The sequence below is a fragment of the Micromonospora sp. NPDC051006 genome, from assembly GCF_044456245.1.
GTDB lineage: Bacteria > Actinomycetota > Actinomycetes > Mycobacteriales > Micromonosporaceae > Micromonospora.
This window is the reverse complement of the sequence record NZ_JBITFP010000004.1, coordinates 366,825-391,497: the sequence shown is the minus strand read 5'-3', so window position 1 is coordinate 391,497 and position 24,673 is coordinate 366,825. Positions and strand designations below refer to the sequence as shown.

Sequence of the window (24,673 nt, the reverse complement as noted above, 5' to 3'; positions counted from 1 at the left end):
CACCGCCGATGTGGACGCTGTCCGGATTCTCCGACGAGATCTCCCCCGACTTCACCGAGCAGTGCGCGGTGGCGGCGGGGCTGGGGTTGAAGTATGTCGAAATACGCAGCGCCTGGGACGTCAACATCCTGGACCTCGCACCAGAGCAGCTCACCCGGATGAAGGAGACCCTGGCGGCGCACGAGCTGAGGGTGTCCAGCATCGGCTCGCCGATCGGCAAGATCTTCATCGACGAGGACTTTCCGCCGCACCTGGCGCGGATGCGTCATGCCGCCGAGGTGGCCCGCTTCTTCGACGCGCCGTACGTCCGGATCTTCTCGTTCTTCCTGCGTCCCGACGCGGATCCGGCCGAGCACCGAGCCGAGGTGATCGACCGGATGCGGGCCCTCGCCCGGGTCGCCGAGAACGCCGACCTGATCCTGCTGCACGAGAACGAGAAGGCGATCTACGGCGACATCCCGGAGCGGTGCCTCGACCTGGTGCGGTCGGTCGGCTCGCCGCACCTGCGGCTCGCCTGGGATCCGGCGAACTTCGTCCAGGTCGGCGTCCGGCCGTACACCGACGGGTACGCCATCCTGCGCAAGCACCTGGAGTACGTGCAGATCAAGGATGCCCTGGCGGCGGACGGCACGGTGGTGCCCGCGGGCCACGGTGACGGGGAGGTGGCCCGCACCCTCCGCGCGCTGCGCCACGACGGCTTCGACGGGTTCTTCTCCCTCGAACCGCACCTGGCAACCGGGCACGCCACCGGCGGATTCTCCGGGCCCGAGCAGTTCCGCCGGGCGTGGCAGGCGTTCACGGACCTTCTGACAACCGAGGGGATTGAGTACGCGTGAGCACACGGACGAAGTTCGCCCTGGTGGGCGCCGGCGTGATCGGCAACCACCACGGCCTGGTGATGAGTCAGCTCGCTGACCGGGTGGAGCTGGTCGCGGTGGCCGACGTCGAGCGGCAGCGCGCGGAGCAGCTCGCCGCGTCGCGCGGCGGCCGACCGTACGGCTCGCTGAGCGCGGCGCTGGCCGCCGAGGAGATCGACGTCGTGGTGGTCTGCACGCCGACCGGCCGGCACGGCGAAGTCGCCGTCGAGGCTCTCGACGCCGGCAAGCACGTCATCGTGGAGAAGCCGGCCGAGATCACCGTGGCGAAGACCGACGAGATCATCGCCGCGCGGCAGAAGGCCGGCACCCTCGTGACGGTGATCTCGCAGCACCGGTTCGACCCGGCCACCGAGACCACGCTCGCGGCGATCGGCCGGGGCGAGCTCGGCCGGCTCACCTCTGGCATCGCCTCGATCGACTGGTGGCGCGGGCAGAGCTACTACGACTCCGGCGACTGGCGGGGCACCTGGGAGCTGGACGGCGGTGGCGCGCTGATGAACCAGGGCGTGCACACGGTCGACCTGCTCGTCGCCGCGCTGGGCCGGCCGGTCGAGGTGTTCGCGTACGCCGGCACGCTGGCACACGAGCGGATCGAGGTGGAGGACGTCGCGGTCGGCGTGGTGCGTTTCGACAGCGGCGCGCTCGGTGTGCTGCACGCGAGCACCGCGGCGTACCCGGGACTGAGCGCGCGGATGCAGGTGCACGGCGATCGGGGCTCGGCGGTCATCGACAACGACCAGCTCGCCTTCTTCCAGGTCACCGCCCGCGGCGCGGACCGGGAGGAGAAGCTGATGGGTACGACGGAGAACCGGGCCGTGCCGACCGCCGGCAGCGATCCGGGGCAACTGTCCGACGCGCACCGGTTGCAGTACCTCAACTTCCTCGGCGCCCTGAACGGCACCGAGAAGCTGCGCGTCGACCTGGAGACCAACCGCCAGTCGATAGCCGTCATCACCGGGGCATACGAGTCGGCCCGGACCGGACGGCCGGTGAGCCTCTCGTGAACCGGATCGCCGCCAACCCCATCCCCTACTGGAGCCGGGCCGGCAAGACGCGGGAGGTCTTCGACGCGGCCTTCCGCGACTTCCAGGAGATCGGCTTCACCGCGGTCAAGGCCGACGTGCCCGAGGACATGGGTCCGGCCGAATACCTGGACTGGATCGGCGGGTACGGCCTGGCACCGTCACTCAGCCTGTTCAACTCCGCCTTCGACGAGACCGTGGACATGGCCGAGGAGGTGGAGCGGGCCAAGCGGTTCGCCGCCACCCAGACAGCCCTGGGTCTCGACCGTACGATGATCTCGTCGATGTCGGTCCCGGCCCGGATCGCGCAACCGGCTGTCGGCGCCGGCTTCGACGCGGGCCGGTTGGCCCGGGCGATCGACAACTGCGGCGCGATCTGCCGGGTGCTGCAGACCGAGGGCCTGCGCCCGCTGCACCACTCGCACGTCGGCGGCGTCTTCGAGACCGCGGACGAGATCATCCGACTGCTCGACGACCTCGGGCCGGACGTGATCGGGTTCGGCCCGGACACCGGCCACCTGACCTGGGCCGGCGTCGACCCCGCGGCGTTCATCGCGCGGTACGCGGACCGCATCGGCGGCATCCACATCAAGGACTGCTTCCCCGACCTGCTCGCCCCGTCGGCGCGCAGCGGCATGGCGTACCACGAGGTGCAGGCGACGAAGCGACTCTGGGCCGAGCCCGGCCTGGGCGTGGTCGACTTCGACGCCGTGCTGGCCGCCATTCCGGACGACTACGACGGCGACTTCATGATCGAGGTGGACGAACCGAGCGTGGCGTCGAAGTTGGAGTCGCACCGCATTTCGTACCACTGGGCCCAGCACGCCGTGGCCGCGCGGGTCGGTTGATGCGCCCGGGTCGGCATCAACCTGCCGGGCGTTGATCCCGGGCTACCGCGACCCGACCCCGAGCGGCGTCGCGGCCTGCGCGGCCGGCCCGGACACCCTGGTCGTCCCGCGCGCCGCGGAGGTGCCCCTGCGCCTGCGCCGCGCGGTCGACTGGCGCACGACCAGGCGGACGGGCAGGACCAGCGGCTGGCCGCTGGTCCGGGCGCCCTGCGCGACCGCGATGCAGTTCTGCACGCCGGTGAGGCCCATCCGGTACAGCGGCGACGCGATGGTGGTCAGCTGCGGCTCGACCAGCTCGTCGAGGATGATGTTGTCGAAGCCCACCACGCTGACGTCCTCGGGTACGCCGATGTCCAGCTTGCGCAGCCCCTTCATGATGCCGATGGCGAGCTGATCGTTGTACGCGAGCACGGCCGTCGCGTCGAGTTCGGCCAGCCGCCGGGCCGCGCCGAAGCCGGCGAGAACGGTGGGCTCGTGCGGGCCGATCCGCTTCGTCTCGAGCTCCCGCTCGGCCGTGGCCTCCCGCAACGCCCGCCAGCGGACCCCGTCGGACCAGCTGGTCTCCGGCCCGGCGACGTAGGTGATCCGGTCGTGGCCGAGCGCCGCGAGGTGCTCCACGGCCCGGTGGATGCCGCGCTCGGCGTCGCTCAGCACGCAGTTCGCCTCGGGGATGATGCGGTTCAGCAGGACGACCGCCTTCTGCTTGGCCACCATCCGCAGCGCCGAGTCGGTCATCCGGGAACTGGCGATGACGATGCCGTCGACCTGGGCCAGTTCGTGCTCGATCGTCGTCCGCTCCACCTCCGGCGACTCGTTGGTGTGGGTGAGGATCAGCTGGTAGCCAGCCTCCCGGGCGGCTTCGTACGCGCCCTTGATGATGTCGCCGTAGAACGGGTTGGTGACGTCGGCGATCACCAGGCCGATCGCCTTCTGCGGCGGCCGGCCGGCCGGCTGCTGGCCGTCGAGCTGGCCGGACCGGTAACCGAGCTGTTCGGCTGCCTGGAACACCTTGCGGGCCGTGTCCGCGTTGACCCGCCCCGGCCGTGAGTAGGCCCGGGACACGGTGGACGCCGCCACGCCCGCCTCGCGCGCGACGTCGTAGATCGTCGGACGCCGATCCATGACCCGCATCCTAGACCCGCGCCGAGTGCGGCGGAGCCCGCCGTTGACGCCAGCAACAAGACAGACCTTCGTAACGCGGCGTAGTACCGGATCCTTGCACCGTTCAACATGATCGTCATTTGCCGCGCTGACGCACCGCCCGTTCCGCGCGGGAAAAGGAATTCGAGGCATTCGAGTGCGGCACCCGGTGCTTCGCTACCGCCGACACCAGCGGCGACGAACCTGGAGCAAGCGATGCGGGGGGCGTCAAAAGGCTCACTGACAGCGTCAGCAGGTACGTGAAATGGGCAAACGGCCCGTGCGGACGCCCGGGATCCGCGGTTCAGCGCGCACTCGTCGCCACCTTCCGACAATGCGTTTCACGTCTGGTTTGTCCGCGCCCGGGGCCGTCGACCGAGCTGAGTCGCGACTCCGATGCGTCACCGTGCCGCGCTTTCTGTAATCGGGCCGCACCGGCCGCGCCGACGATTACCGTTCGTTAACGTGACCACCTCAAGGGTTACCGCCGCAACGCTCAGCGTCATTCTGTCCTCAGCCGTGGTGGGCGTCGGGCCACCGACGCGGGCGGCGGCCGCGCCGCAGCTGCGGTGCCCGGCCGTGAAGGCGCCCGAGCCGCCGCCGGCTCTTCCGTCGCCGCCACCGGTCGACCCCGCGGCGGCGGCGGTCGGCGGGCCGGCGCTGGCGACGGCGGGGTTGGCCATTCCGCCGGGTGCGCCGATGGCGCCGGCGGTGACCGCCACCTCCTGGCTGGTGGCGGACCTCAACAGCGGCGAGGTGCTGGGTGGCTGCGGGCCGCACGAGCACCGGACGCCGGCCAGCGTGCAGAAGCTGCTGCTGGCGGCGGCGTTGATGCCCCGCCTCGACCCGACCCAGATGGTGGAGGTGTCCCGGGCGGATCTGCGCGACCTCGATCCGGCCAGCTCGCTGATGGGGGTGAGCGTCGGCGGCCGTTACTCGGTCGAGAGCCTGTGGCTGGGGCTCTTGCTCAGGTCAGGCAACGACGCGGCCAACGTGCTAGCCCGCGTCGGCGGCGGAGCCGACGGGCGGCCGGGCGGCGTGCGGGCGATGAACGACGAGGCCCACCGGCTGCGGGCCAACCAGACCCACGCGGCCACACCCTCCGGGCTGGACGGACCCGGTCAGTACACCAGCGCCTACGACCTCGCGCTGATCGCGCGGGCCACCTTCGCCCGCGAGGACTTCCGGCGCTACATCGCCACCACGGTGGCCCAGATACCGGCGCAGCCGGGCACGCCCGGGTTCGCGATCACCCACGACACCACGCTGCTCGGCCGCTACCCGGGCACGCTTGGCGGGAAGACCGGCTTCACCGACCTCGCCCGGCAGACGTACGTCGGGGTGGCCGAACGCGACGGTCGACGCCTGGCGGTGACGCTGCTCGGCGCGGAGACCGCGCCGTTGGGCAGCCTGGGCGAGGCGAGCGCCCTGCTCAACTGGGGTTTCGCGCTGCGGCCCGGCGCGTCGGTCGGCCACCTGGTCGCGCCCGAGGAGAAGAAGTACGACCGTCCGGTGGTGCCGGTCAAGGGCGAGCGTTCGGAACCGGTCGAGGAGTCGGCGTCGATGGTGCTGCCCGTCGGGCTCGGCCTCGGCGCCGTCCTGATCCTCGTCGTCCTGATCCTCCTGGCCCCCTTCTGGCGTCGCGGTACCCGGCGCGGTCCCGGCCGGTCGCACGACGGGAAGCCCTGAGGCGAGCCCAGTCGGCGTCCGGGGGCGGTGGTCAGGGCCGACCGGCGCGGTCGAACGCGCGCGCCAGCCCGGCGGTCGAAGCCGGTGTCGGTTCGGCTGGGAATCCGAGACCCTCCACGCCGAGCGGGCGGTCCTCGGGCTGGGTGACCTCGATGTCGGGCTCCGCCTCGGCCACCGCGGGCGTGGGCCATTGCCGCCACCTGCCGACGCTGGCGATGCCGACCAGTAGCATCGCGCCGAGCAGCAGCGCGCCGCCGGTACGCAGCGGCATCGTCGGGTCGACGCTGCGACCGGCGAGGGACAGGCTCTTCGGGAAGAGGCCCAGGACCGCGTCCGGGTCCACCAGCAGGGCCAGGTAGCTGGCCGTGTAGACGAGCCCGGTGAGCACGGCGCCGAGCGGAGACACCCGCAGCGTGGCGATCAGGCCCAGCAGCAGCCCCGCGGCGGCCAGGCACACCGCCGGCCAGACGAACGCCCCGGTGGCGAGCGCTCCGGTGCTCTCCCCGTTGGCGAAGGCCTGCAGGGTCCGGTCCTGCCCGTACGCGAGCAACAACCACGCCAGCGGCGCGACGACAATGGCGGTGATCATGGTCCAGACGTGACGCATGCGGGACACCGTAGCCATGGCGGCGCCGGGCAGCACCGGGCGAATGCCTGCTGAACGGCGGAAATTCGCGAAACATGAGGAAACTACCCCGGCCGCGAAACGGATCGTCAGTGTCGAGCGCTGGATCATTCGGGCGGGGGTGCAAGCCCGGCCCGGTCGCCAACGGGGTAGGCCCACCCGGGTGGCGTATGTGAGGATCGCGCACATGCGAGCCGTGATCTTCGACGAGTTCGGCGTCCGACCCGAGGTCCGCGACGTCGCGGACCCGGTCCCGCCGCCCGGGGGCGCGGTCATCCGCGTCGAGGCGACCGGGTTGTGCCGCAGCGACTGGCACGGCTGGCAGGGACACGACCCGGACATCCGCCCGCCCCACGTCCCGGGTCACGAGTTCGCCGGGGTAGTCACGGCGGTCGGCGCCGACGTACGCGGCTGGCGGCCCGGAGACCGGGTCACCGCGCCCTTCGTCTGCGCGTGTGGCCGGTGCCCCGCCTGCCTCGCGGGCGACCAGCAGGTGTGCGAGCGGCAGACGCAGCCGGGCTTCACCGGGTGGGGGTCGTTCGCCGAGTACGTGGCGGTGCGGAACGCGGACGTCAACCTGGTCCGGCTCCCCGACGAGTTGGACTACCCGGCGGCGGCGGCGCTCGGCTGCCGCTTCGCCACGGCGTTCCGGGCGGTGGTCGCCCAGGGGCGGGTGGCCGCCGGCGAGTGGGTCGCGGTGCACGGCTGCGGCGGGGTCGGGCTCTCCGCGGTGATGATCGCGGCGACGTGCGGCGCGCGGGTGGTCGCGGTCGACGTCGCCCCCGGCGCGCTCGCGCTCGCGCGGCGCTTCGGCGCCACGGTCTGCCTGGACGGCCGCGCCCTCACGGCGCCGGGCGCGGTTGCCGCGGCTGTCCGGGAGGCGACCGGTGGTGGCGCTCACCTCTCCCTCGACGCGTTGGGCAGTCACGCCACCTGCACCGCCTCCATCGAGAGCCTGCGGCGGCGCGGCCGGCACGTGCAGGTCGGGCTGCTCCCCGCCGCCCAGGGCCGCCCGGCGCTGCCGATGGAGCTCGTCATCGCCTACGAGTTGGAGCTGCGGGGCAGTCACGGCATGGCCGCGCACGCCTACCCGGAGCTGCTCGGGCTGGTCGCCGCGGGCGTCCTGCGTCCCGCCGAGCTGGTCACCAGAACCATCGACCTCGCCGAGACGCCCGACGCGCTGGCCACGATGGACCGGCCCGGTCCCGGCGGCATGTGCCTCATCCGGCCCGGTGGCGCCTAGGCAGTGTCTCGAAGTGCGTGTAGCCACTCGTTGATCACGGTGACGTGGATGGGGGCTTCGTAGCGGACGGCCACCGGCCCACGCGACGCCCACGGTGCCACGGACGGCGAACGATTTCAGGTGAAGCGATGACGCCGAGGCATGTTGTTATCGCCTCGCGTCGGGATCGCGTGGCTCACGCCTGGAAGGCCTGGCTCACGGTGTGTGTGTCCTCGTAGAGGTGCATACGCACGATCTTGCCGTCGGAGATGGTGAGATGCAGTGCGACCGGCGTCTCGAACCGCTTGCCCGTGGAGACGACGGTGTGCGAGAACGTCCCGAGGATGACGGCATCGTCGCCGTCGACGACCACCGCGCCCGGGAGCGCGGTGGTCTGGCCCGCGACGAAAGCCTTCCACATTGTGCGGAAGTAGACGGGGACGTGTTCGCGTCTTGACCGGCGCCCGGTCCACGGCAGTTCCTCGCTACCGGGGACGTTCCAATCGATCTCGTCGGCGAACAGTTCGCCGAGGCCCTCCGCGTCTTGCTTGGCCAGACGCTCCATGAACTGGTTCACCATGGCCTTGGTGACATTGGTCGAGCTGGTCATTATGGTGTTCCTCCGAGTTGTCGCTCACTGGATCACTTGGGATCGTTGTTGTCGCCGACCGAGGCCGTCACCCGGTCATTCAGGCGTTGTAGCCGCCGTGAGCGTCCAGCACCGCGCCGGTGACGTACGACGCGGCGGGGCTCGCCAGGAAGGCGATCGCCGCGGCGATCTCGTCGGGGTGGCCCATGCGCTGCAGGGACAGTGAGCTGAGCAGGGTCTTGAGGGTCTCGGGGTCCGGCGGTTCCAGCCCGCTCTCCATCAGTCCGGCTTCCACGACGTTGGCCGTGATGCCCCGGCGTCCGAGGTCCCGCGCGACGCCCATGGTGTACCTCTCGATTCCCGACTTGGTCGCCGAGTAGTCGGCAAGACCGGGGACGCCGACCCGGGTGCCCAGTCCGGAGCTCACGGTGATGATTCGCCCGTCCGCGCGCAGCACTCGGGAGGCGGCCCGGATGATGGCGATCACGCCGAGGTAGTTGGTGGCATGCATCCGGTCCAGCGCCGCGTGGTCGGCCTCCGGGTCGTCCACCGTCCGGCCCTGCTCCGGCGAGATCGCCGCGTTGTTGACCAGGATGTCCAGGCCGCCGAAGTAGGCGACCACGTCGTCGATGAGCGCCGACGCCCGGCTCATGTCCGCCTGGTCGGACTTGAAGGCGACGGCCTTCACGCCCTTGCCGCGCACCTCGTCGACGACGGCCTGCGCCTGCTTCTCAGAGCTGACATAGGTGAACGCGACGTCCGCGCCCTGCTCGGCCAGCAGTCGTACGGTCGCGGCTCCCAGCCCGCGGGACCCCCCGGTGACCAGGGCGATCTTGCCCGTTAGCGGCTTGTTCATTCTTTCCACCTCGCTGATTGATCCTCCAGGAAGTCGTAACGCTATTAGTTACAACAACGTAGTCGCAACATTTGTTGTTACGACGTGACGGTCGTAACATGGAGCGTTACGGCAGAGAGGAGGCTTCGTGAGCGCCAACAGCAGGCTGACGATCGCCGCCCACGCGCTGGCCTGGATCAGCCTCTACCAGCGCCGGGGCAACCCGGTCGCCACCTCCGAGCAGATCGCGACCAGCGCCAACACCAACCCGGTGGTGATCAGGAGGCTGCTCGGCGAGCTGCGCAGGGCAGGGCTCGTGGAGTCCCGGCGGGGCGCAGGAGCGGGCTGGTCGATGACACGCGAGCTGGAGTCCATAACCCTGCTCGACGTGTACGAGGCGGTGGAACCCGGCCCGCTCTTCGCGATGCACCGCGCCACCCCGGACCAGGAGTGCGTGGTCGGCTACGGCATCCAACCGGCGATGCAGGGCATCTACGCGGGCATCGAGGAGACCTTGAGACGCGAGTTGGCCCGCGTCACGCTCGAGGACGTACTCCGGGACATCCTCGCGGCACCTCGCTAGCTGCCCCTCTCGTGAACACCAGGACCAGACACCCCCCCACCCACCCCCTTTCACGGGAGTAGTTCCATCCTGTTTGTGCTGGTGGGTGGGGCTTGACGGTGGGGTTGGTGGGGGTGACCCCAGCCCGCTGCCAACGTCGGAACAACGCGTAGATCGCCTGCCAGCAGCCGTAACACGCCGGCACATCCCGCCACGGCGCAACGACCCGCACCCGCCACCGGATGCCGTCAATGATCTGCCGCTTGCTCCACCGCGACGGTCGGCCCGGCCGCTTACCCGCAGGCAGCAGCGACTCCAACACCCTCCACTGGGCGTCGGTCAGGTCGTGCCGCCTCGTCACCGCCATGGTGGCCACGAGGTCTCCGGTGTTCAGGTTCTTCCTGGTCGATGAACCCTCTACCGGAGACCTCGCTATCTATCGACCACCGACACGCCGCACCCGACTTCGAAACACTGCCTAGGGCGACGCGGGTGGGATCTCGCCGGAACCGCGCAGGATCGTCGTCGTCGGCAGCACCATCCGCCGGGGCGCGTCGCGGTCGCCGTCGAGCCGCTGGAAGAGCAGCTGCGCGGCAACCCGGCCCATCTGGAACGGGTCCTGGGCGATGACGCTCACCCGCGGTTTGAGCAGGTCGGCCATCGGGAAGTCGTCGAAGCCGACGAGCGCCACGGTGTCCTCGAGGCCGAGCTGTTGCAGCGCGGTGATGGCGCCGATGGTCACCAGGTTCTGACTGGCGAAGAGCGCCGTGGGTGGCTCGTCGGAGCGCAGCAGCCTGGTCGTCGCCGTTGCCGCCTCGTCGATGGTGTGCAGGTCGTGCACGTGGTGGGCCGGGTTCCACGGCAGGCCGCGCTCGAGGCTCGCGCGTTGGTATCCGGCGAACCGCTGCTGCGCGGTGGGGACGATCTGCAGGTCGCCGAGGTAGGCGATCCGGCGGTGGCCGGTGTCGGCGAGGTGGTGCACGGCCGCCCGGGCGCCGCCCTCGTTGTCGGAGAGGACGCAGTCGGCGGGCAGGCCCTGGGGCAGGCGGTCGACGAAGACGAGCGGCGTGCCGGCCTCCAGCTCGGCGCGCAGATATCCCTGGTCCTCGCCGACCGGCGCGATGATCAGCCCGTCCACCCGTCGCTCGCTGAACGCGCGGACCAGGCTGCGCTCCCGCTCCTGGTCCTCGTCGACGCTTCCGGCGAGGATCAGCACCTGCCGGCTGTTGGCGGCGTCCTCGACCGCGCGCAGCAGGGCGCTGGAGAACGGGTTGGCGAGATCTTCGAGCACCATGCCGATGGCCGCCGTTCGGCCGCTGGCCCGCCGTAGCGCGCTGGCCGAGACGTTCGGCCGGTAGTCCAGCTGAAGGACCGCTCGGCGGACCGCCGCGACTTTGGCCGGCGTCACACCGTTCTCGCCGTTGACCACGCGGGAGGCGGTCTTGATGCTGACGCCGGCCATGGCGGCGACGTCGTGCAGGGTCGGCCGCGGTCGGTAGGGCGTGGCGACCGGATCGCCGTTTCGGCTCATCTTCCCTCTGTTTCGGCAGCGTGCGGCCCGCCTCGGACTACGTCGTCGGCACGAGGTGACAGCGTACCCGGTGCCGGCCCACGGCTTTGACAACCTTGTCGTGACGACGGTGCAGGTGAGAGCGCGCTGGCTTAACAATGCTGAATGGAAGTATTGACACGCATTTAACGGCCGCCCAGACTCTCTCGACAAGGTTGTCAAGGCGCGACTCCGGCGCCGGGACCGACCTGCTCCGTTCTGACCACCACCGACTGGGAGCTGGGACGTATGCGTGTGAGAGCTCGGTACGCGGCGATGACGATGACGGCGGTTCTGGCGGCCGCCGTGGGCCTCGCCGGCGTGATGGCCCCGGGGGCGTCCGCCGGAACACAACAGGACTACCCGGAGTTCCCCTACCCCGCCACCAACTACCAGGAGGACAACCGGGGGCAGTACCACTTCAGCGCCCGCGGCGGGTGGATCAACGACGTCAACGCGCCGCTCTACTACGACGGCGTCTACCACCTGTACTACCAGCACAACCCGCACGGCCTGCAGTGGGACACCATGCACTGGGGACACGCGACCAGCACGGACCTGGTGCACTGGAAGCAGAAGCCGATCGCGCTCGAGCCGGGCGTGCACCCCGGCGACCTCTTCTCCGGCGGCGGCGTCGTCGACGCGAAGAACGTCAGCGGCCTCAAGGCCGGCGACGAGGATCCGATCATCGTCTACTCCGGCACCAACGGCGTGACGGTCTTCTACTCCAACGACGGCGGGAACACCTTCAAGACGTACGACGGCGGTCGGCGGGTGGCGGTGCCGCAGGGCACCAGCCGTGACCCGAAGGTCTTCTGGGACGAGGCGTCCGGGCACTGGGGCATGGTCGTCTGGTCCGACCACGGCGGCAACGGCGTCGACTTCTACACCTCCGACAACCTGCTCGACTGGACCTTCGCGTCGCGCTACAAGGCCGACTGGCTCTTCGAGTGCCCGGACATGGTGGCGATGCCGCTCGACGGCAACCGGTCGAAGATGAAGTGGGTGCTCAGCGACGCCAGCGGCGAGTACGTGGTCGGCGCCTTCGACGGCACCACTTTCCGCACCGACTGGACGTCTCCGCAGCGGGTCAACCACGGTGGAACCCATGCCGGTGGCAGCTACTACGCCGGTCTGACCTTCGGCAACATGCCGGACAACCGGATCGTGTCGATGGCGTGGCAGGGCGAGAACGCCGGCCCCACCTGGACCGGCAACCTCACCTTCCCGGTGGAGATGCGCCTGACCACGGTGGACGGCGCGCCGCGGGTGCTCAGCACCCCGATCGCCGAGATCGACCGGCTGCGCACGTCCACCCGGACGTGGCAGGGCCGCACGCTCAACAGCGGCCAGGCCGGCGCGCTGCTCGACGGGATCGAGGCCGACACCTACGAGATCGAGGCCGAGTTCCGGGTCGCCGACCGCAAGCAGTCCCGCTTCGGCTTCCGGATCGGGACCGGCGAGAACGGCTGGTACGACCACGAGGTCGGCTACGACACCGCGGCGAAGACACTCGGCGGTGTGCCGATGTCGCCGATCGGCGACCGGGTGAAGGTGCGGCTGCTGGTCGACCGCGGCCAGCTGGAGATCTTCGGCAATGACGGACGCGTCTACCAGAGCCTCAACGTCAACTTCGACAGCCTGCCCGGCAAGGACGACGTCGAGCTCTTCGTCGACGGCCAGGTCCGCCTGGAACGGCTGACCTACCACGACCTCGGGTCGATCTGGGGCGGGGAATCCATGCTCGTGGACAACCTGGGCGGGCAGTGGTACGCGGACTCGGGAGTCTGGTCCGACGCCTCGGGCGGCAAGAAGGGCAGCAGCGGCGGCGACGCCTTCTACCTGAACACCCGCTCCGGCCAGAACTTCAGCTACGAGGCCGACGTGCGGCTGGACTCCGGCATCGCCGCGGCGCTCACCTTCCGCGCCAACCGCGACGCCACCCGGCACTACACCGCGAACATCGACTCGGCGGCGAAGGTCGTCAAGCTCTGGCGGCCCGGTCGCGACATCGCCAGCGCCCCGCTCGACGTCAAACTGGGCCGTACCTACCACCTGAAGGTGGTCGCTGACGGACCCCGACTGCGCGTCTACCTCGACGGCGCGGCCACCCCGGTGATCGACGCGGTGGACGACACCATCTCCAGCGGCCAGTTCGGGCTGAACGTCTTCAACGGTGTCGGCGTCATCCAGAACGTCCGGGTCGGACCGGTGAGCTGACCCTCGTCCCGCGGTAACCGGTCCGCACCACGCCGGTCCGTCGCCCACCACGACGGGCCGGCGTGGTGTCAACATCCCGCCACATTTGACCCACCGTCGTAACAGTCACGTCGTGCGATATTCGGCAGGCCCGGGTCGAGCACCCGACCCACCGACGGGATTGGCCGCACCCGCATGACGACCGAGAAGCTCGCGCCACCCACACACACCGGCGTACGTATCGCGGCGAACGGCCTGGGCCAGCGCGTCCGCGACGGTCGCCGGATTCTGGACGACATCTCGCTGACGATCGACCCCGGCGAGGTCGTCGCCATTCTCGGCGCCAGCGGCGCCGGAAAGACCACGCTGCTGGAGACCCTGGCCCGCGTCCGGCGTGCGTCCACCGGCACGGTGCGGCACGACGGCGGCGGTCCGGCGGACGCGATCGGCTTCGTACCGCAGGACGACATCATCCACCGCGAGCTGCCCCTGGAGCGGACCCTGCGCTACGCGGCCCGGCTGCGCCTGCCACCGGGAACCACACCGGCGGAGGTGACCCGGCGGGTCGCCGAGGTGCTCGGCGAGCTGGGGTTGAGCGACCGGGCCGGCCTGCCGGTCGGCCGGCTCAGCGGCGGGGAGCGCAAGCGGGCCAGCATAGCGGTGGAGCTGCTGACCCGGCCGGGCGTCTTCTTCCTCGACGAACCCACGTCCGGGCTGGATCCGGCGATCGCCGTGGATCTGCTGCGGGTACTGCGCACGCTCGCCGACGCGGGGGCGACCGTCGTGCTCACCACCCATCAGGTCACCGACGTGGAGCTGTGCGACCGGGTCGTCGTACTCACCCGTGCGGGCCGGCTGGCCTTCGCCGGACCGCCGGCCGCCGCCCGGGAGTTCTTCGGCGTACGGTCGCTCGCCGAGGTCTACCTGCGGCTCGACGAGGCCGACGATCCGGCAACCTGGCCGGGCCGCTTCGCCGCCCGGCGCGACAACGATCCGGATCGGCCGGACAACGATCCGGAGCGGCCGGACAGCGGCCCGGATCGGCGGGGCAGCGACCCGCAGCGGTCGGCCGGCGCGCCGGCCGTTGGCGTCGCCGGGTCGGGGCGGTCGCAGGGGCGGTGGCGGCAGTGGGCGGTGCTCACCGCCCGCAACACCGAGATCGTCGCCCGCAACCGGCTCACCCTGGCGATCCTGCTCGGCTCACCGCTGCTGGTGCTCGGCATGTTCGCCCTGCTCTTCCGCCCCGGCGCGTTCGACCCGGCGCGGCCCAGCCCCAACGTGACCGTGATGATCCTGTTCTGGATCGCGTTCGGCGGGTTCTTCTTCGGGCTGACGTACGGGCTGCTGCAGATCTGCACGGAGCTGCCGATCCTGCGCCGCGAGCGGCTGGCCGGGGTGCGGTTCGGGCCGTACCTGCTGGCGAAGGTCGCGGTGCTGCTTCCGCTGCTGGCCCTGGTGGACCTGGCCCTGCTCGGGGTGCTGCGCGGCAGCGACCGATTGCCGCCGGTCGGCGGCGCCGACTTCGCGGCGCTGTACGCGACGCTGCTGCTCTCCTCCGCCGCCGCGCTCGCCCTCGGGCTGCTCTGCTCCGCCGCCGTCTCCGACGCCGCCCAGGCGACGCTCATGCTGCCCATGCTCTGCTTTCCGCAGGTCCTCTTCGTCGGCGCGATCCTGCCGGTGCCGGCGATGGCCACCGGCGGCCAGTGGCTCAGCTACGCGATGTCCAACCGGTGGGCGTTCGAGGGACTCGGCCACACCGCCGACGTGCCGCGGCTCTGGCGCGACGGCGGTTCCCCGCTCGGCCCGCCGCTGCTCGCCACGTACGGCGACAGCTTCTCCCGCCCGGTCTGGGTGAACTGGCTGATCCTCGGCGGGTTCGTGCTGCTCTTCCTCGGCGCGACCTGGGCGGTGCTGGTCCGGGCCGAGTCCCGCCGTGCGGTCTGACCCGAGCCGCGATCCGGCGCGTCCGGTCGCGGCCGGCGGCCCGAGCACGGCCCCCGGGTACGCCAGCACCGCCCGGATCGACGAGCTGCGCGCCACCGAGTACCGGCACCTCGACCGGGACGGTCACGTCTACCTCGACTACGCCGGCGCCGGGGTGGCCGCGCGGGCGCAGCTCACCGCCCACCACGAGCGGCTGCTCTCGGGCCTGTACGGCAATCCGCACTCGGAGAACCCCACCTCGGCGGCGGCCGGGGCGCTGGTCGAGTCGGCCCGCCGGGCGGTGCTCGACTTCTTCCGCGCCGACCCGGCCGAGTACGCGGTCATCTTCACCCCGAACGCCAGTGGCGCCTGCGGCTGGTCGGCGAGGCGTACGCCTTCGGGCCGGCCAGCCCGCTGGTGCTGACCTGGGACAACCACAACTCGGTCAACGGCATCCGGGAGTACGCCCGGGCCGCCGGCGCACCGGTCCGCTACGTGCCGCTGACCGGGCCGCAGCTGCGGGTCGCCGAATCCGACCTGCTCGCCACGCTGGCCGCGGGCCGGTCCCGACGGTGGCGACGGTCGACCGGTCCGGGGCTCTTCGCCTACCCCGCGCAGAGCAACTTCACCGGCGTGCAGCACCCGCTGGGCTGGGTGGAGCTTGCCCAGCGGTACGGCTACGACGTGCTGCTCGACGCCGCGGCTTTCGCCCCGACGAACCGGCTGGACCTCAGCGTCGTACGGCCTGTGTTCGTCTGCCTCAGCTGGTACAAACTCTTCGGCTACCCCACCGGCGTCGGCGCGCTGCTGGCCCGACGCGACGCGCTGGCCCGGCTCCGGCGGCCCTGGTTCGCCGGCGGCACGATCCGGGCGGTCAGCGTGCAGGGCGACTGGCACCGGCCGCTGGACGACGAGTCGGGGTTCGAGGACGGCACCCTCAACTTCCTCAGCATCCCCGACGTGGAGTTCGGGGTGCGCTGGCTCGACTCGATCGGCGTCGACCTCGTACACACCCGGGTCGGCCTGCTCACCGGGTGGTTGCTGGAGCGGCTGACCGCGCTGCGGCACCGCACCGGCCGACCGCTGGTCCAGGTCTACGGCCCGCCGACGGGCGAGGGCGGCGGCACCGTGGCGTTCAACCTCCGCCACCCGGACGGCGCCCTCGTCGACGAGCGGCTCGTCGCGCGGGAGTCGTCGGCCGCCGGCTTCTCCCTGCGTACCGGCTGCTTCTGCAACCCGGGGGCGGGCGAGGGCGCGTTCGGGATCACCCCGGAGGCGCTGCGTCGTACGCTGCCGCGCCAGGTCGAGTCCATCGACCAGTACCTCGACGCGCTGCGGCTGCCGACCGGCGGCGCGGTACGCGTCTCCTTCGGGCTGGCCTCCAACGCGGCCGACGCGCAACGCTTCCTCGATTTCGCCGAGTCGACCTATCTGGACCGCGCCGCCCCGGCCGATACCCGGCTGGCTCCCCGCGACCGCTGCTGAGCGGCGAACGCGAACGCCGCCCGGGCCGGTTCCCCGCCGATTCGCCCGAAGAGGCCGTACCGGACACATTGCGCACGATCGCCGCCGGGTGCAAAGCTGGTTCGATGGGCTGGTGGAATCCGTTCCGACGCCGATCGCGTCACCCGCTGCGCCGGCCGTCGCGGGGCGAGCTGCCGGCGCCCTGGCCACCCGGCCTGCTGGGCCTGATCGGGGACCAGTCATCGGCCGGATCGGAGCGCCAGGCCGAGCTGCTGGCCCTGCTGCGGCGACTGGCGTCGGCGACGTCCACGCACACACCCGAACCGGTTCAGGCCGTCGGCGAGATAGTTCGGCGGCACGCGCCGCTGACCGACGACGCGACACCCGCGGCCTGGGCAGTCTGGCGCGCTGTGCCGGAGCTGGAACTGATGGCGAACGCCCGTCAACGCTGCCAACACGCCGAAAGCCTGCTCCGCACGCTGCGCGACAGGGTGCTGGACGGCCCCACGGACCCGACGTTGGAGATCGGTGACCCGGACACCACCATCGCCGACGCGCTCCGGCTCGAGGCGGAGCGCATCGGCCACGCGCCGGTGACCGGCGAGGGCGAACACCAGGTCGGCTACCGGGCCGCGTACGCCGGGTTCGTCAAGCAGATGGCGCAGCGGGCGAGAGATCTCGAGGGAACGCCGGAGCGCAACCCCCGCCGAGGCGTCATGGCCGCGGTTGCTCCGTCCTCAGAGCCGGCCGACCGGCCCACCCCGGTACTGGCCGCGCTACGCGACAGCGTGGCAGCGCTCCCCCGCCAGCGGGACGCTCGGCACGAGCAGTGGACGGCGCGGGTGACCGGCGCCCTCGAGCCGTTCCACTCCACCGGTCCGGGCCTGGACCGCGCCGCCCTCGGGCGGGCGATCGTGACCGACCTGCCCGAGCTCGACCGTCTCGACGAGACTTTGGACCGTCTCGAACGGATGGAGGAGCAACTGGCCGAGGCGCAGCGCCGGGTGGCGACTCAGCGGGCGCACCTGACCAAGGAGGTGATCCGCTGGCGCAACACGCTCGCCCGAGAGCTGCGCCAGCAGGCGGATCACCACGTGGCCGCCACCGGCATCTCCCTCGACGCCGGCTTCACGGCCGGCTTCACCCTGGCCAGTGACCAGATCGCCGGGCACCTGCGCGAGCGGGCCGACCGGCTCGCCGTGCCGGAACTACCCGAACCCGCCTTCCCGCTGACCCGAGCCAGAGACGACACCTGACCGCGGACCACCGTCAGATCAGTGGCGACGGGGACTCGGCACCGGGCACCAGCAGCCTCGGCGCGCCTGTCGCGTCCGCCGGGACCGCCCACACGTCCGGCCGGCCGTCGCTCTGGCGCAGCGTGTACGCCAGCGTCGCGTCGTCGAGCCACGCCGGCTGGTCGTCGACGCTGGCGGTCTCGGCGGTCGCGGTCACCCGCATCGTGGCCAGGTCGAGCACCGACAGGCGCCAGCCCTTCGCCGGGTCGGCGTCGATCGCCTCCTTGAACGCGATCCGCCGGCCGTCCGGTGACAGCGACGGACACTCGACGTTCTCCTTCACCGTCTCGACCGTCCGGGCGGCGAAGTCACCCCGCACCAGGTAGCGCTTCCCACCGGTCGACATGGTCGCGTAGAAGAGGTTGTCGTCGGCGGCGAAGGTGACGCCCCAGTAGTTGACGTCGGCGCTGCGGTAGGGCCTGCCGTCGCGGGTGACGGCGAAGTGTTCCAGCGACATCACCGGGACGCCGGTGCGGGTGTCGAGGATGCCGGTGCGGGTGGAGAAGCCGCTGGAGGTGTAGGAGTCGCCACCGACGAACGTGGTCCAGGAGACCATCCGGCCGGAGGCCGACACGCGGGCCCGGTTGGGCAGACCGGGAATGGCGAAGGTGCGCGTGGCGCCGAGCGCGGCGTCGAGCACCACGAGCTGGTACGACCAGGCGGTCTCCGGCCCCAGGCAGACGCCGATGCCGCCCGCGGCGTACACCCGCAGACACTCCCGGGTCGAGACGGTGCGCGGCCCGGACGGGTCGGCCAGGGAGACCGAGGAGACGCGCCTGTCGGTGACGGTGAGCAGGCGCGGGCCCGGTTCCAGGGTGACCGCGGCGGCCCCGGCCGCGGTGGTCGGCGGCGGGGTCGGTTCGGCGGCGACGGCGGCGTAGCCGGCCGCCACGGCCCCCAGCAGCACGGCCGAGGCGGTCGCCACGACGAGCTTGGCTCGGGTCGACAGCGCGGTCATCAGGACACCTTCCGGGTGACGAGGCGGAAACCAGGGGCCAGCAGGAACACCGTGACGAGCAGGATGGCCGCGACGGTCGCGGCCGCGACCTGGATAGCGGTCTGCGGCCCCCACGCCTGCCAGGCCAGCCCGAACAGGACCGAGGAGCCGAGGTACGCCACCGCCTGCCCGGTCTGGACCAGGGCGATGCCCGTGGTTCGCAGCCGGGCCGGGAGCACCGGCCCGGCGAGGGCGATGAGCACGCCGTCGGTGGCGGCGTAGAAGAGGCCGTAGAGGCCGAGCGCCAGCGCGAGCAGTGGCCAGCCGCCGACCGGGCCGGCGAGCAGCAGGTACGTGGCGCCGAGGGCGGCGTATCCGCCCACCACCACCGGCAGCCGTCCGACCCGGTCGGCGAGCATGCCGATCGGGGCCGCCAGCACGAGGTACGCGAGGCTGGTCCCGACCGCCAGCAGCGGGAACCATCTGAGATCCAGGTCCTCCCGGCGTTGCAGCAGCAGGTAGACGAAGCCGTCGCCGATGGTGGCCAGCCCGAGCAGGCCGGCGGCGAGCACGATCCGGCGGGTCGACCGCTCGCGCAGCAGGCCGAGAGCCTCGCGGACGCTTACCCGCACCTGGTCGCTGTCGTCGGTCGCCGTGCCCGGTGGACGCTCGCGGACGAAGAGCACGAGCACGACGACGGCCAGGGCGGCGATGCAGAAGCTGGCGACGAAGACCGCGTCGTAGGACTGGCCGACGGCCAGCAGGACCGCGAGCGCCACCAGCGGCCCGAGGAACGCGCCGACGCTGTCCATCATCCTGTGCACCCCGAACGCCCGGCCCAGCGACTCCGGCGGCGTCGACAGGGTGATGAGGGCGTCTCGCGGCGCGCTGCGTACGCCCTTGCCGAGCCGGTCGATCGCGATGACGGCACCGATCGCCGGCACCGACCGGCCGGCGAGCAGCAGGCCGAGCTTGGCGACCGCGGAGAGCGCGTAGCCGACGCCGGCGACCAGTTTGCGGCGCCGGAGCCGGTCGGCGACGAAGCCGCCGACGACCCGCAGCAGCGCCGTCGCACCGGTGTAGACGCCGTCGATGACCCCGAAGGCCAGCGGGCTGAGCTGCAGGCCCAGCACCAGGTAGAGCGGCAGGATCGCGGTGACCATCTCGGCGGAGACGTCGGTGATCAGGCTGACCGTGCCCAGGGCGATGACGTTGCCGCTGACCAGGGCGATCCGCCGTCCGGGCCGGGCCGGGCCGGGATCGGGCGGATCCGTCGCCGGGCGGGAGACGGTCGACAGGTACACAAGCGTGCCCTTCGGTTCGCGGTTGACGGTCAGCCATCGTGCGTCCTGGCCGAATCGGCCACAACGGACCGCGCGTGCCGCTTGGGCGTGCGCCAGTTGAACATCTCGGCAACTCCGAGCTGTTCTCCTATTTGGACTCGGTGTTCACCCGACCGTCGCCGTCCGGCCCATCGACCTCCCTACATTCCATCCGCTCTCTACACACCCCCAGAGAAGGGCTCTTGGATGGGTATTCGATTCCCCCGTCCGCCGGTGACGTTGGGGACGGTCGCGGTGCTGCTCGCCGCCACCGCCGCCGTCGTCGTGACCGGCGCGACCTCGGCCTCGGCGGCCACCGTCACCGTCAAGCCGGTCGCCGACACCTACGTCCAGGCTGATGCCGCGTCCACCAACTACGGCACGTCGAGCCAGATCACGGTCGACAACTCGCCGGTGCGGCGGATGTTCCTGCGCTTCACCGTGAGCGGGGTCAGCGGCACGGTCACCAGCGCCAAGCTGCGGCTGCGCACGATCAGCGGCAACGACGGCAGCAACAACGGCGGCACGTTCCGGGCGATGTCGAACACGACCTGGTCGGAGACCGGCACGACCTGGAACAACCAGCCGACGATCGACGGCGCGACGCTGGGCTCGATCGGCTCGGTCACCGCCGACGGCTGGTACGAGGTCGACGTGACGTCGCAGGTCAAGGGCAACGGCACGGTCAGCTTCGGTGCGAGCTCGTCCAGCACCGACGGCGCCTACTACGACTCGCGGGAGAGCGGTGCAGACGCGCCGCAGCTGGTCGTCACGACCGGGACCACGACGCCCCCGTCAGGCGACCCGGTCCTCGTCGGCGCCGGGGACATCTCCGACTCCGGCTCCGGTGACACCGCCACCGCCGCGCTGCTGGACAACATCTCCGGCACGGTCTTCACCACCGGCGACAACGTCTACAGCAACGGCACCGCGTCCGAGTTTAACAGCTACTACGCCCCCACCTGGGGTCGGCACAAGGCGCGTACCCGCCCGTCGCCGGGCAACCACGACTACAACACGTCGGGGGCGACCGGCTACTACAACTACTTCGGGACGCAGGCCGGCCCGAGTGGGCGCGGCTACTACTCCTTCGACCTCGGCAACTGGCACGTGGTGTCGCTGAACTCGAACGTCAGCATGTCCGCCGGCTCGGCGCAGGAGCAGTGGCTGCGGTCCGACCTGGCGGCCAGCACGAAGCCGTGCACGCTGGCCTACTGGCACCACCCGCTCTTCACGTCCAGCTCCAACCACGCGCCGTCGACCTCGACGCGCCCGCTCTACCAGGCGCTCTACGACTACAACGCCGATGTCGCCGTGTGGGGTCACAACCACGTCTACGAGCGGTTCGGCCCGATGAACCCGAACGGTGGCGCCGACGCCGCGCGCGGTCTGCGCAGCTTCGTCGCCGGGATGGGCGGTGCCGGGCACTACAGCTTCGGCACCATCCAGCCCAACAGCGAGGCCCGCAACAGCTCGGCGTACGGGGTACTGAAGTTCACCCTGCACGCCAACAGCTACGACTGGCAGTTCGTGCCGGTGGCGGGGCAGAGCTACAGCGACAGCGGTACCGGCAACTGCCACTGACCGCGGCGCGACGCTCGCCTGATCCGGTGCTGCCAGCCGGGTCGTGAGGTCTCCGGTGCCGGTTGTCGCCAACCGGCACCGGAGGCTCTCGTCGTCAGTGCGCCGCCACCGCGACCGCGCCCGGCTCGATGTCGCCGAGCTGGCCGGGCCGGACCACCAGGACCAGGACGATCATCGACGCCACCATGCCGCCGGCCACCACCACGGCCATCGCCACACTTCCGGTGCCGAGCACGCCCACCAGCGGCGCGGCCAGCGCGCCGACGGCGAACTGCACCGCGCCGAGGAGCGCCGCGGCGGTGCCCGCCGCCTCGCCGTGCCGGGACAACGCCAGCGCGGGAGCGTTCGGCAGGGCGAGCCCCACCGCGGCGAGCACGGCCCAGAGCGACACGAGGACGGTCGCCAGGCCACCCGCTCCGGTGGCGGCGAACAGGAGCAGGGCGAGCCCGGCGACGGTGCCCGCGCCGAGCGCGCTGACCAGGATCCGCTGCGGCGAGTACCGCCGCAGCAGCCGTACGTTGAGCTGGGTGGCCGTGATCAGACCGACGGCGCCGGCGCCGAAGACGATGCCGAACTCCTGCTCGTCGAGTCCGTAGTGCTCCTGGAAGACGAACGACGACCCGGACACGTACGCGAAGAGCGCGGCCATCGCCAGGCCGGCGACCAGCACGAGCCCGACGAAGATGCGGTCGCGCAGCAGCCCGCCGTAGACGCGCAGGGTGGCACCGACGCCGCCGCGCTGACGCCGGGCCGCCGGCAGGGTCTCGGGAAGCCCGACGGCCGCGACGACGAGCAGCACCAGGCCGAGCACGGCGAGGGCCACGAAGACGCCCCGCCACTGCGACCAGCGCAGCAGTTGGCTGCCGAGGGTGGGCGCGAGGATCGGCGCCACACCCATCACCAGCATCAGGCGGGAGAAGAGCTTGGCGAAGGCGGCGCCGCTGAACAGGTCGCGTACGACCGCCATCGCCACCACCGACGCGGCGGCGGCGCCCAGGCCCTGCAGCACCCGCAGCGTCCCGATCAGCCCGATGTTCGGCGCGACGACGCAGAGCACCGACGCCAGGATGTGCAGCGCGGTGCCGACGAGCAACGGCTTGCGCCGCCCCACCGCGTCGGAGAGTGGGCCGATGAGCAGTTGCCCGAAGGCGAGCCCCGCCAGCGTCCCGGTGAGCGTCAGCTGCACGGCCGCCGACGTGGTGTGCAGGTCGGCGGCGATGGTCGGCAGCGCCGGCAGGTACATGTCGATGGTCAGCGGCCCGATCGCGATCAGGGAGCCGAGCACGAGGACGAGTCGCAGCCGCTGGCGGGAGGTCATGAGGTCGCCGGGCATCCGCGGCGACGAGTCCGCCTCGGTCGTTTCGGCAGTGGCGGTCATCGGGCCGCCTCCGGTCGGTCGGGGTGGGCCCCGGTAAGGGGCGGTGCTGCGATCACACCTGGCTGCAAATCCTCACCGGCCGATCTCATTCCCGCCCGGGCCGGAGGTAAGCCAGCTCACACCCGCCCGACCGGGCTTTGTTCACCCCTGGACGGTTCCGACCCGGATCCGGTTGCCGTCGGGGTCGTCATCGGGCAATGTTCACCGGCCAGCCCTCACCGGCCGGCGTGTGGCGAACCCGCATGGGTCACCGACCGCCAGGCGGCGAAGGCCCACGCCGTGTCTGCGGTGTCGGCGCTGACGAACACGGTCTCCAGGCCCTCGCCATCGGTGAAGTTGTAGCCGTGGAGGGTGTAGTGCGCGTCGCCGGTGTCGCGGTAGAGCCACGCGGCCCGGGCGCCGACACCGCCGCTGCCGCCCTCCCCCACCTTGCCCGCCGGATCGGCAGGCAGTTCGAGGTCGATCGAGGCGATGATGTCGGCGGCGCTCGCACAGCGCCAGACGACGCCGCCGACCCGCAGGCTCCGGCCGGGGGCCCGCCACGTGGTCAGCCCGGCCACCGGACGCTCCCGCTGCCACGCGCCGGTCAGGTCGATGGACCAGGCGTCGTCGAGCTTCCTGCGCACGTGCGCAGTCTAGGAACGGCGCATACCGCTCGCGCGGGTGAGGCAGGGCGTTGTGACGCGTGGATACCCTGACCCAATGGGCCCCCGGCACCTGCGCCGACAGTTTGCTTCGGCCGTCCTCCTGGTGCTGGCCGGGTTGTTGGTGTTGGTGGTCCCGGCCAGCCTTGAAGGACCGGTCAAAGTGCCCATCAGTGCGGGGCACGGCCTGTCTGTCCTGGACTTCGTCGGCGCCGTCGCGCTGACTCTTGGCGGCACGTGGCTGGAAGTTCTCGTGGTGTGGCGCCTGCCGACCCTGCGTCTGCCACCCCGCGCACTGTTCGGCCTCGGTGCGCTGGCCGGGCTCGGAACAGGTCTGGTGCTGGCCTCGGCCTTCTCCGGCTTCTTCTGGTGGTGGGCAGTCGGCGCCGCGGCGGTCGGTGTGGCCGCGGTTGTGCTCATTCCGCTCGCCGCCCTTCGTTGACGGCAGGACCGGTTGGGCGCGCTGGCCGCCAGAGCGCGGCCAGCGCGCACACCTCGCGTCAGCAGCAGCTCGACGTGGCTCCACTGGTCACCGGCGTCTTCTCGCCGTCCGGGGTGCCGCAGACGCACTCCCCTTCCACGGCCTTGTTCAGCTGCCCGGAGTCGGCCTTGACGGTGTAGACCTCCCAGGGCTCGTTGCCGGGGCCGCGTACCCAGACCTTGTCCTGCAGGGCGTAGCAGCACTCGGTGTCGTTCTCCTCAAGGGTGATCAGGCCGGCGTCGGTGAGCCGCCTGGTGGCGGCGTTGACCTCGTCGGTGTCGAACACCTCGACGCCCAGGTGGTCCATGACCGTGGGATGGTCGGGCTCGCCTTCGAGCAGGACGAGCTTCAGCGGCGGGTTCTCGACGGCGAAGTTGGCGTAACCGGGGCGGCGCTTGGCCGGGTCGACGCCGAAGAGCTTGGCGTAGAAGGCAACGGAACCTTCGAGGTCGGACACGCGCAGGGCGAGCTGGACACGGGACATGGG

At 71.4% G+C, this 24,673-nt stretch carries 23 protein-coding genes and 1 pseudogene; 13 read left to right on the top strand and 11 right to left on the bottom strand.

Translation table 11 applies throughout. The features are described from left to right. Positions 1-8 precede the first annotated feature (8 nt). The 3 genes from ACIBBA_RS10425 to ACIBBA_RS10415 are packed head-to-tail and all read left to right on the top strand — an operon-like array spanning position 9 to position 2,748. Complete coding sequence (locus ACIBBA_RS10425) at positions 9-836, top strand: sugar phosphate isomerase/epimerase family protein (protein ID WP_396695788.1); 828 nt, start codon at positions 9-11, stop codon at positions 834-836. Continuing rightward, positions 833-1,882, top strand: coding sequence for a Gfo/Idh/MocA family protein (locus tag ACIBBA_RS10420; RefSeq protein WP_396695786.1), 1,050 nt, complete (start codon positions 833-835; stop codon positions 1,880-1,882). The genes ACIBBA_RS10425 and ACIBBA_RS10420 overlap by 4 nt, the downstream gene beginning before the upstream one ends. Next, entirely contained in the window at positions 1,879-2,748 is an 870-nt protein-coding gene (locus tag ACIBBA_RS10415) for a sugar phosphate isomerase/epimerase family protein (RefSeq protein WP_396695783.1), read from the top strand. The genes ACIBBA_RS10420 and ACIBBA_RS10415 overlap by 4 nt, the downstream gene beginning before the upstream one ends. A 42-nt stretch (positions 2,749-2,790) precedes the next feature. Here ACIBBA_RS10415 and ACIBBA_RS10410 read toward each other — a convergent pair whose 3' ends face one another. Continuing rightward, the gene (locus ACIBBA_RS10410; RefSeq protein WP_396695781.1) at positions 2,791-3,870 is read right to left on the bottom strand and encodes a LacI family DNA-binding transcriptional regulator; all 1,080 of its coding nucleotides are present in this window, start codon (positions 3,868-3,870) and stop codon (positions 2,791-2,793) included. A 483-nt stretch (positions 3,871-4,353) separates the two neighbouring features. On the opposite strand from ACIBBA_RS10410, the gene ACIBBA_RS10405 reads away from it, so the two are divergent. Then, on the top strand, positions 4,354-5,577 hold the full coding sequence (locus ACIBBA_RS10405; protein ID WP_396695779.1) for a D-alanyl-D-alanine carboxypeptidase family protein: 1,224 nt from the start codon (positions 4,354-4,356) through the stop codon (positions 5,575-5,577). Positions 5,578-5,608: 31 nt separating this feature from the next. On the opposite strand, the gene ACIBBA_RS10400 is transcribed toward ACIBBA_RS10405, so the two are convergent. Continuing rightward, positions 5,609-6,184 (bottom strand): hypothetical protein, encoded by a 576-nt coding sequence (locus tag ACIBBA_RS10400; RefSeq protein ID WP_396695777.1) that lies wholly within the window; start codon positions 6,182-6,184, stop codon positions 5,609-5,611. A gap of 205 nt (positions 6,185-6,389) precedes the next feature. On the opposite strand from ACIBBA_RS10400, the gene ACIBBA_RS10395 reads away from it, so the two are divergent. Then, positions 6,390-7,445 (top strand): zinc-dependent alcohol dehydrogenase family protein, encoded by a 1,056-nt coding sequence (locus ACIBBA_RS10395; RefSeq protein WP_396695775.1) that lies wholly within the window; start codon positions 6,390-6,392, stop codon positions 7,443-7,445. A 175-nt stretch (positions 7,446-7,620) separates the two neighbouring features. On the opposite strand, the gene ACIBBA_RS10390 is transcribed toward ACIBBA_RS10395, so the two are convergent. Further along, positions 7,621-8,034, bottom strand: a complete 414-nt coding sequence (locus ACIBBA_RS10390; protein WP_396695773.1) for a nuclear transport factor 2 family protein — start codon at positions 8,032-8,034, stop codon at positions 7,621-7,623. Between the two features lie 79 nt (positions 8,035-8,113). Continuing rightward, positions 8,114-8,869, bottom strand: a complete 756-nt coding sequence (locus tag ACIBBA_RS10385) for an SDR family NAD(P)-dependent oxidoreductase (protein WP_396695771.1) — start codon at positions 8,867-8,869, stop codon at positions 8,114-8,116. 127 nt (positions 8,870-8,996) lie between these two features. Between ACIBBA_RS10385 and ACIBBA_RS10380 the strand changes: the two genes are divergently transcribed. After that, on the top strand, positions 8,997-9,431 hold the full coding sequence (locus tag ACIBBA_RS10380) for an Rrf2 family transcriptional regulator (RefSeq protein ID WP_396695769.1): 435 nt from the start codon (positions 8,997-8,999) through the stop codon (positions 9,429-9,431). A gap of 118 nt (positions 9,432-9,549) precedes the next feature. Here the strand turns inward: ACIBBA_RS10380 and ACIBBA_RS10375 are convergent. Continuing rightward, positions 9,550-9,786, bottom strand: a pseudogene (locus ACIBBA_RS10375) (transposase); the annotation flags it as partial. A gap of 102 nt (positions 9,787-9,888) precedes the next feature. Continuing rightward, positions 9,889-10,941 (bottom strand): LacI family DNA-binding transcriptional regulator, encoded by a 1,053-nt coding sequence (locus ACIBBA_RS10370; protein WP_396695767.1) that lies wholly within the window; start codon positions 10,939-10,941, stop codon positions 9,889-9,891. Between the two features lie 267 nt (positions 10,942-11,208). On the opposite strand from ACIBBA_RS10370, the gene ACIBBA_RS10365 reads away from it, so the two are divergent. The 5 genes from ACIBBA_RS10365 (at position 11,209) to ACIBBA_RS10345 (ending at position 17,801) form a co-directional block, all read left to right on the top strand. Then, positions 11,209-13,179 carry a GH32 C-terminal domain-containing protein gene (locus ACIBBA_RS10365; protein WP_396695765.1) on the top strand — a complete coding sequence of 657 codons (1,971 nt, stop codon included), beginning with the start codon at positions 11,209-11,211 and terminating at the stop codon, positions 13,177-13,179. Positions 13,180-13,353: 174 nt separating this feature from the next. Beyond that, a complete protein-coding gene (locus ACIBBA_RS10360) occupies positions 13,354-15,102 on the top strand; it encodes an ATP-binding cassette domain-containing protein (protein ID WP_396695763.1) in 1,749 nt (582 codons plus the stop codon). Continuing rightward, positions 15,092-15,505: a hypothetical protein gene (locus ACIBBA_RS10355; protein ID WP_396695761.1), complete on the top strand. Its 414-nt coding sequence runs from the start codon at positions 15,092-15,094 to the stop codon at positions 15,503-15,505. The genes ACIBBA_RS10360 and ACIBBA_RS10355 overlap by 11 nt, the downstream gene beginning before the upstream one ends. Next, entirely contained in the window at positions 15,499-16,566 is a 1,068-nt protein-coding gene (locus ACIBBA_RS10350) for an aminotransferase class V-fold PLP-dependent enzyme (RefSeq protein ID WP_396695759.1), read from the top strand. Before ACIBBA_RS10355 ends, ACIBBA_RS10350 begins: the two co-directional genes overlap by 7 nt. A gap of 104 nt (positions 16,567-16,670) precedes the next feature. Further along, the gene (locus ACIBBA_RS10345) at positions 16,671-17,801 is read left to right on the top strand and encodes a hypothetical protein (protein WP_396695757.1); all 1,131 of its coding nucleotides are present in this window, start codon (positions 16,671-16,673) and stop codon (positions 17,799-17,801) included. Positions 17,802-17,814: 13 nt separating this feature from the next. Here the strand turns inward: ACIBBA_RS10345 and ACIBBA_RS10340 are convergent, their stop codons facing one another. Then, a complete protein-coding gene (locus ACIBBA_RS10340) occupies positions 17,815-18,798 on the bottom strand; it encodes a TolB family protein (RefSeq protein ID WP_396695755.1) in 984 nt (327 codons plus the stop codon). Next, positions 18,798-20,081: an MFS transporter gene (locus ACIBBA_RS10335; protein WP_396695753.1), complete on the bottom strand. Its 1,284-nt coding sequence runs from the start codon at positions 20,079-20,081 to the stop codon at positions 18,798-18,800. Before ACIBBA_RS10335 ends, ACIBBA_RS10340 begins: the two co-directional genes overlap by 1 nt. A gap of 252 nt (positions 20,082-20,333) precedes the next feature. Here ACIBBA_RS10335 and ACIBBA_RS10330 point away from each other — a divergent pair, with 252 nt between their 5' ends. Further along, positions 20,334-21,683, top strand: coding sequence for a DNRLRE domain-containing protein (locus ACIBBA_RS10330; protein ID WP_396695751.1), 1,350 nt, complete (start codon positions 20,334-20,336; stop codon positions 21,681-21,683). Positions 21,684-21,777: 94 nt separating this feature from the next. Here the strand turns inward: ACIBBA_RS10330 and ACIBBA_RS10325 are convergent, their stop codons facing one another. Both ACIBBA_RS10325 and ACIBBA_RS10320 read right to left on the bottom strand, forming a co-directional pair. Beyond that, positions 21,778-23,061 carry a multidrug effflux MFS transporter gene (locus ACIBBA_RS10325; protein ID WP_396695749.1) on the bottom strand — a complete coding sequence of 428 codons (1,284 nt, stop codon included), beginning with the start codon at positions 23,059-23,061 and terminating at the stop codon, positions 21,778-21,780. A 215-nt stretch (positions 23,062-23,276) separates the two neighbouring features. Further along, positions 23,277-23,687, bottom strand: coding sequence for a hypothetical protein (locus tag ACIBBA_RS10320; protein WP_396695747.1), 411 nt, complete (start codon positions 23,685-23,687; stop codon positions 23,277-23,279). A 76-nt stretch (positions 23,688-23,763) separates the two neighbouring features. On the opposite strand from ACIBBA_RS10320, the gene ACIBBA_RS10315 reads away from it, so the two are divergent. Then, the gene (locus ACIBBA_RS10315) at positions 23,764-24,147 is read left to right on the top strand and encodes a hypothetical protein (protein ID WP_396695745.1); all 384 of its coding nucleotides are present in this window, start codon (positions 23,764-23,766) and stop codon (positions 24,145-24,147) included. Between the two features lie 58 nt (positions 24,148-24,205). On the opposite strand, the gene ACIBBA_RS10310 is transcribed toward ACIBBA_RS10315, so the two are convergent. Then, complete coding sequence (locus tag ACIBBA_RS10310; protein ID WP_396695743.1) at positions 24,206-24,670, bottom strand: ArsI/CadI family heavy metal resistance metalloenzyme; 465 nt, start codon at positions 24,668-24,670, stop codon at positions 24,206-24,208. Positions 24,671-24,673 lie beyond the last annotated feature (3 nt).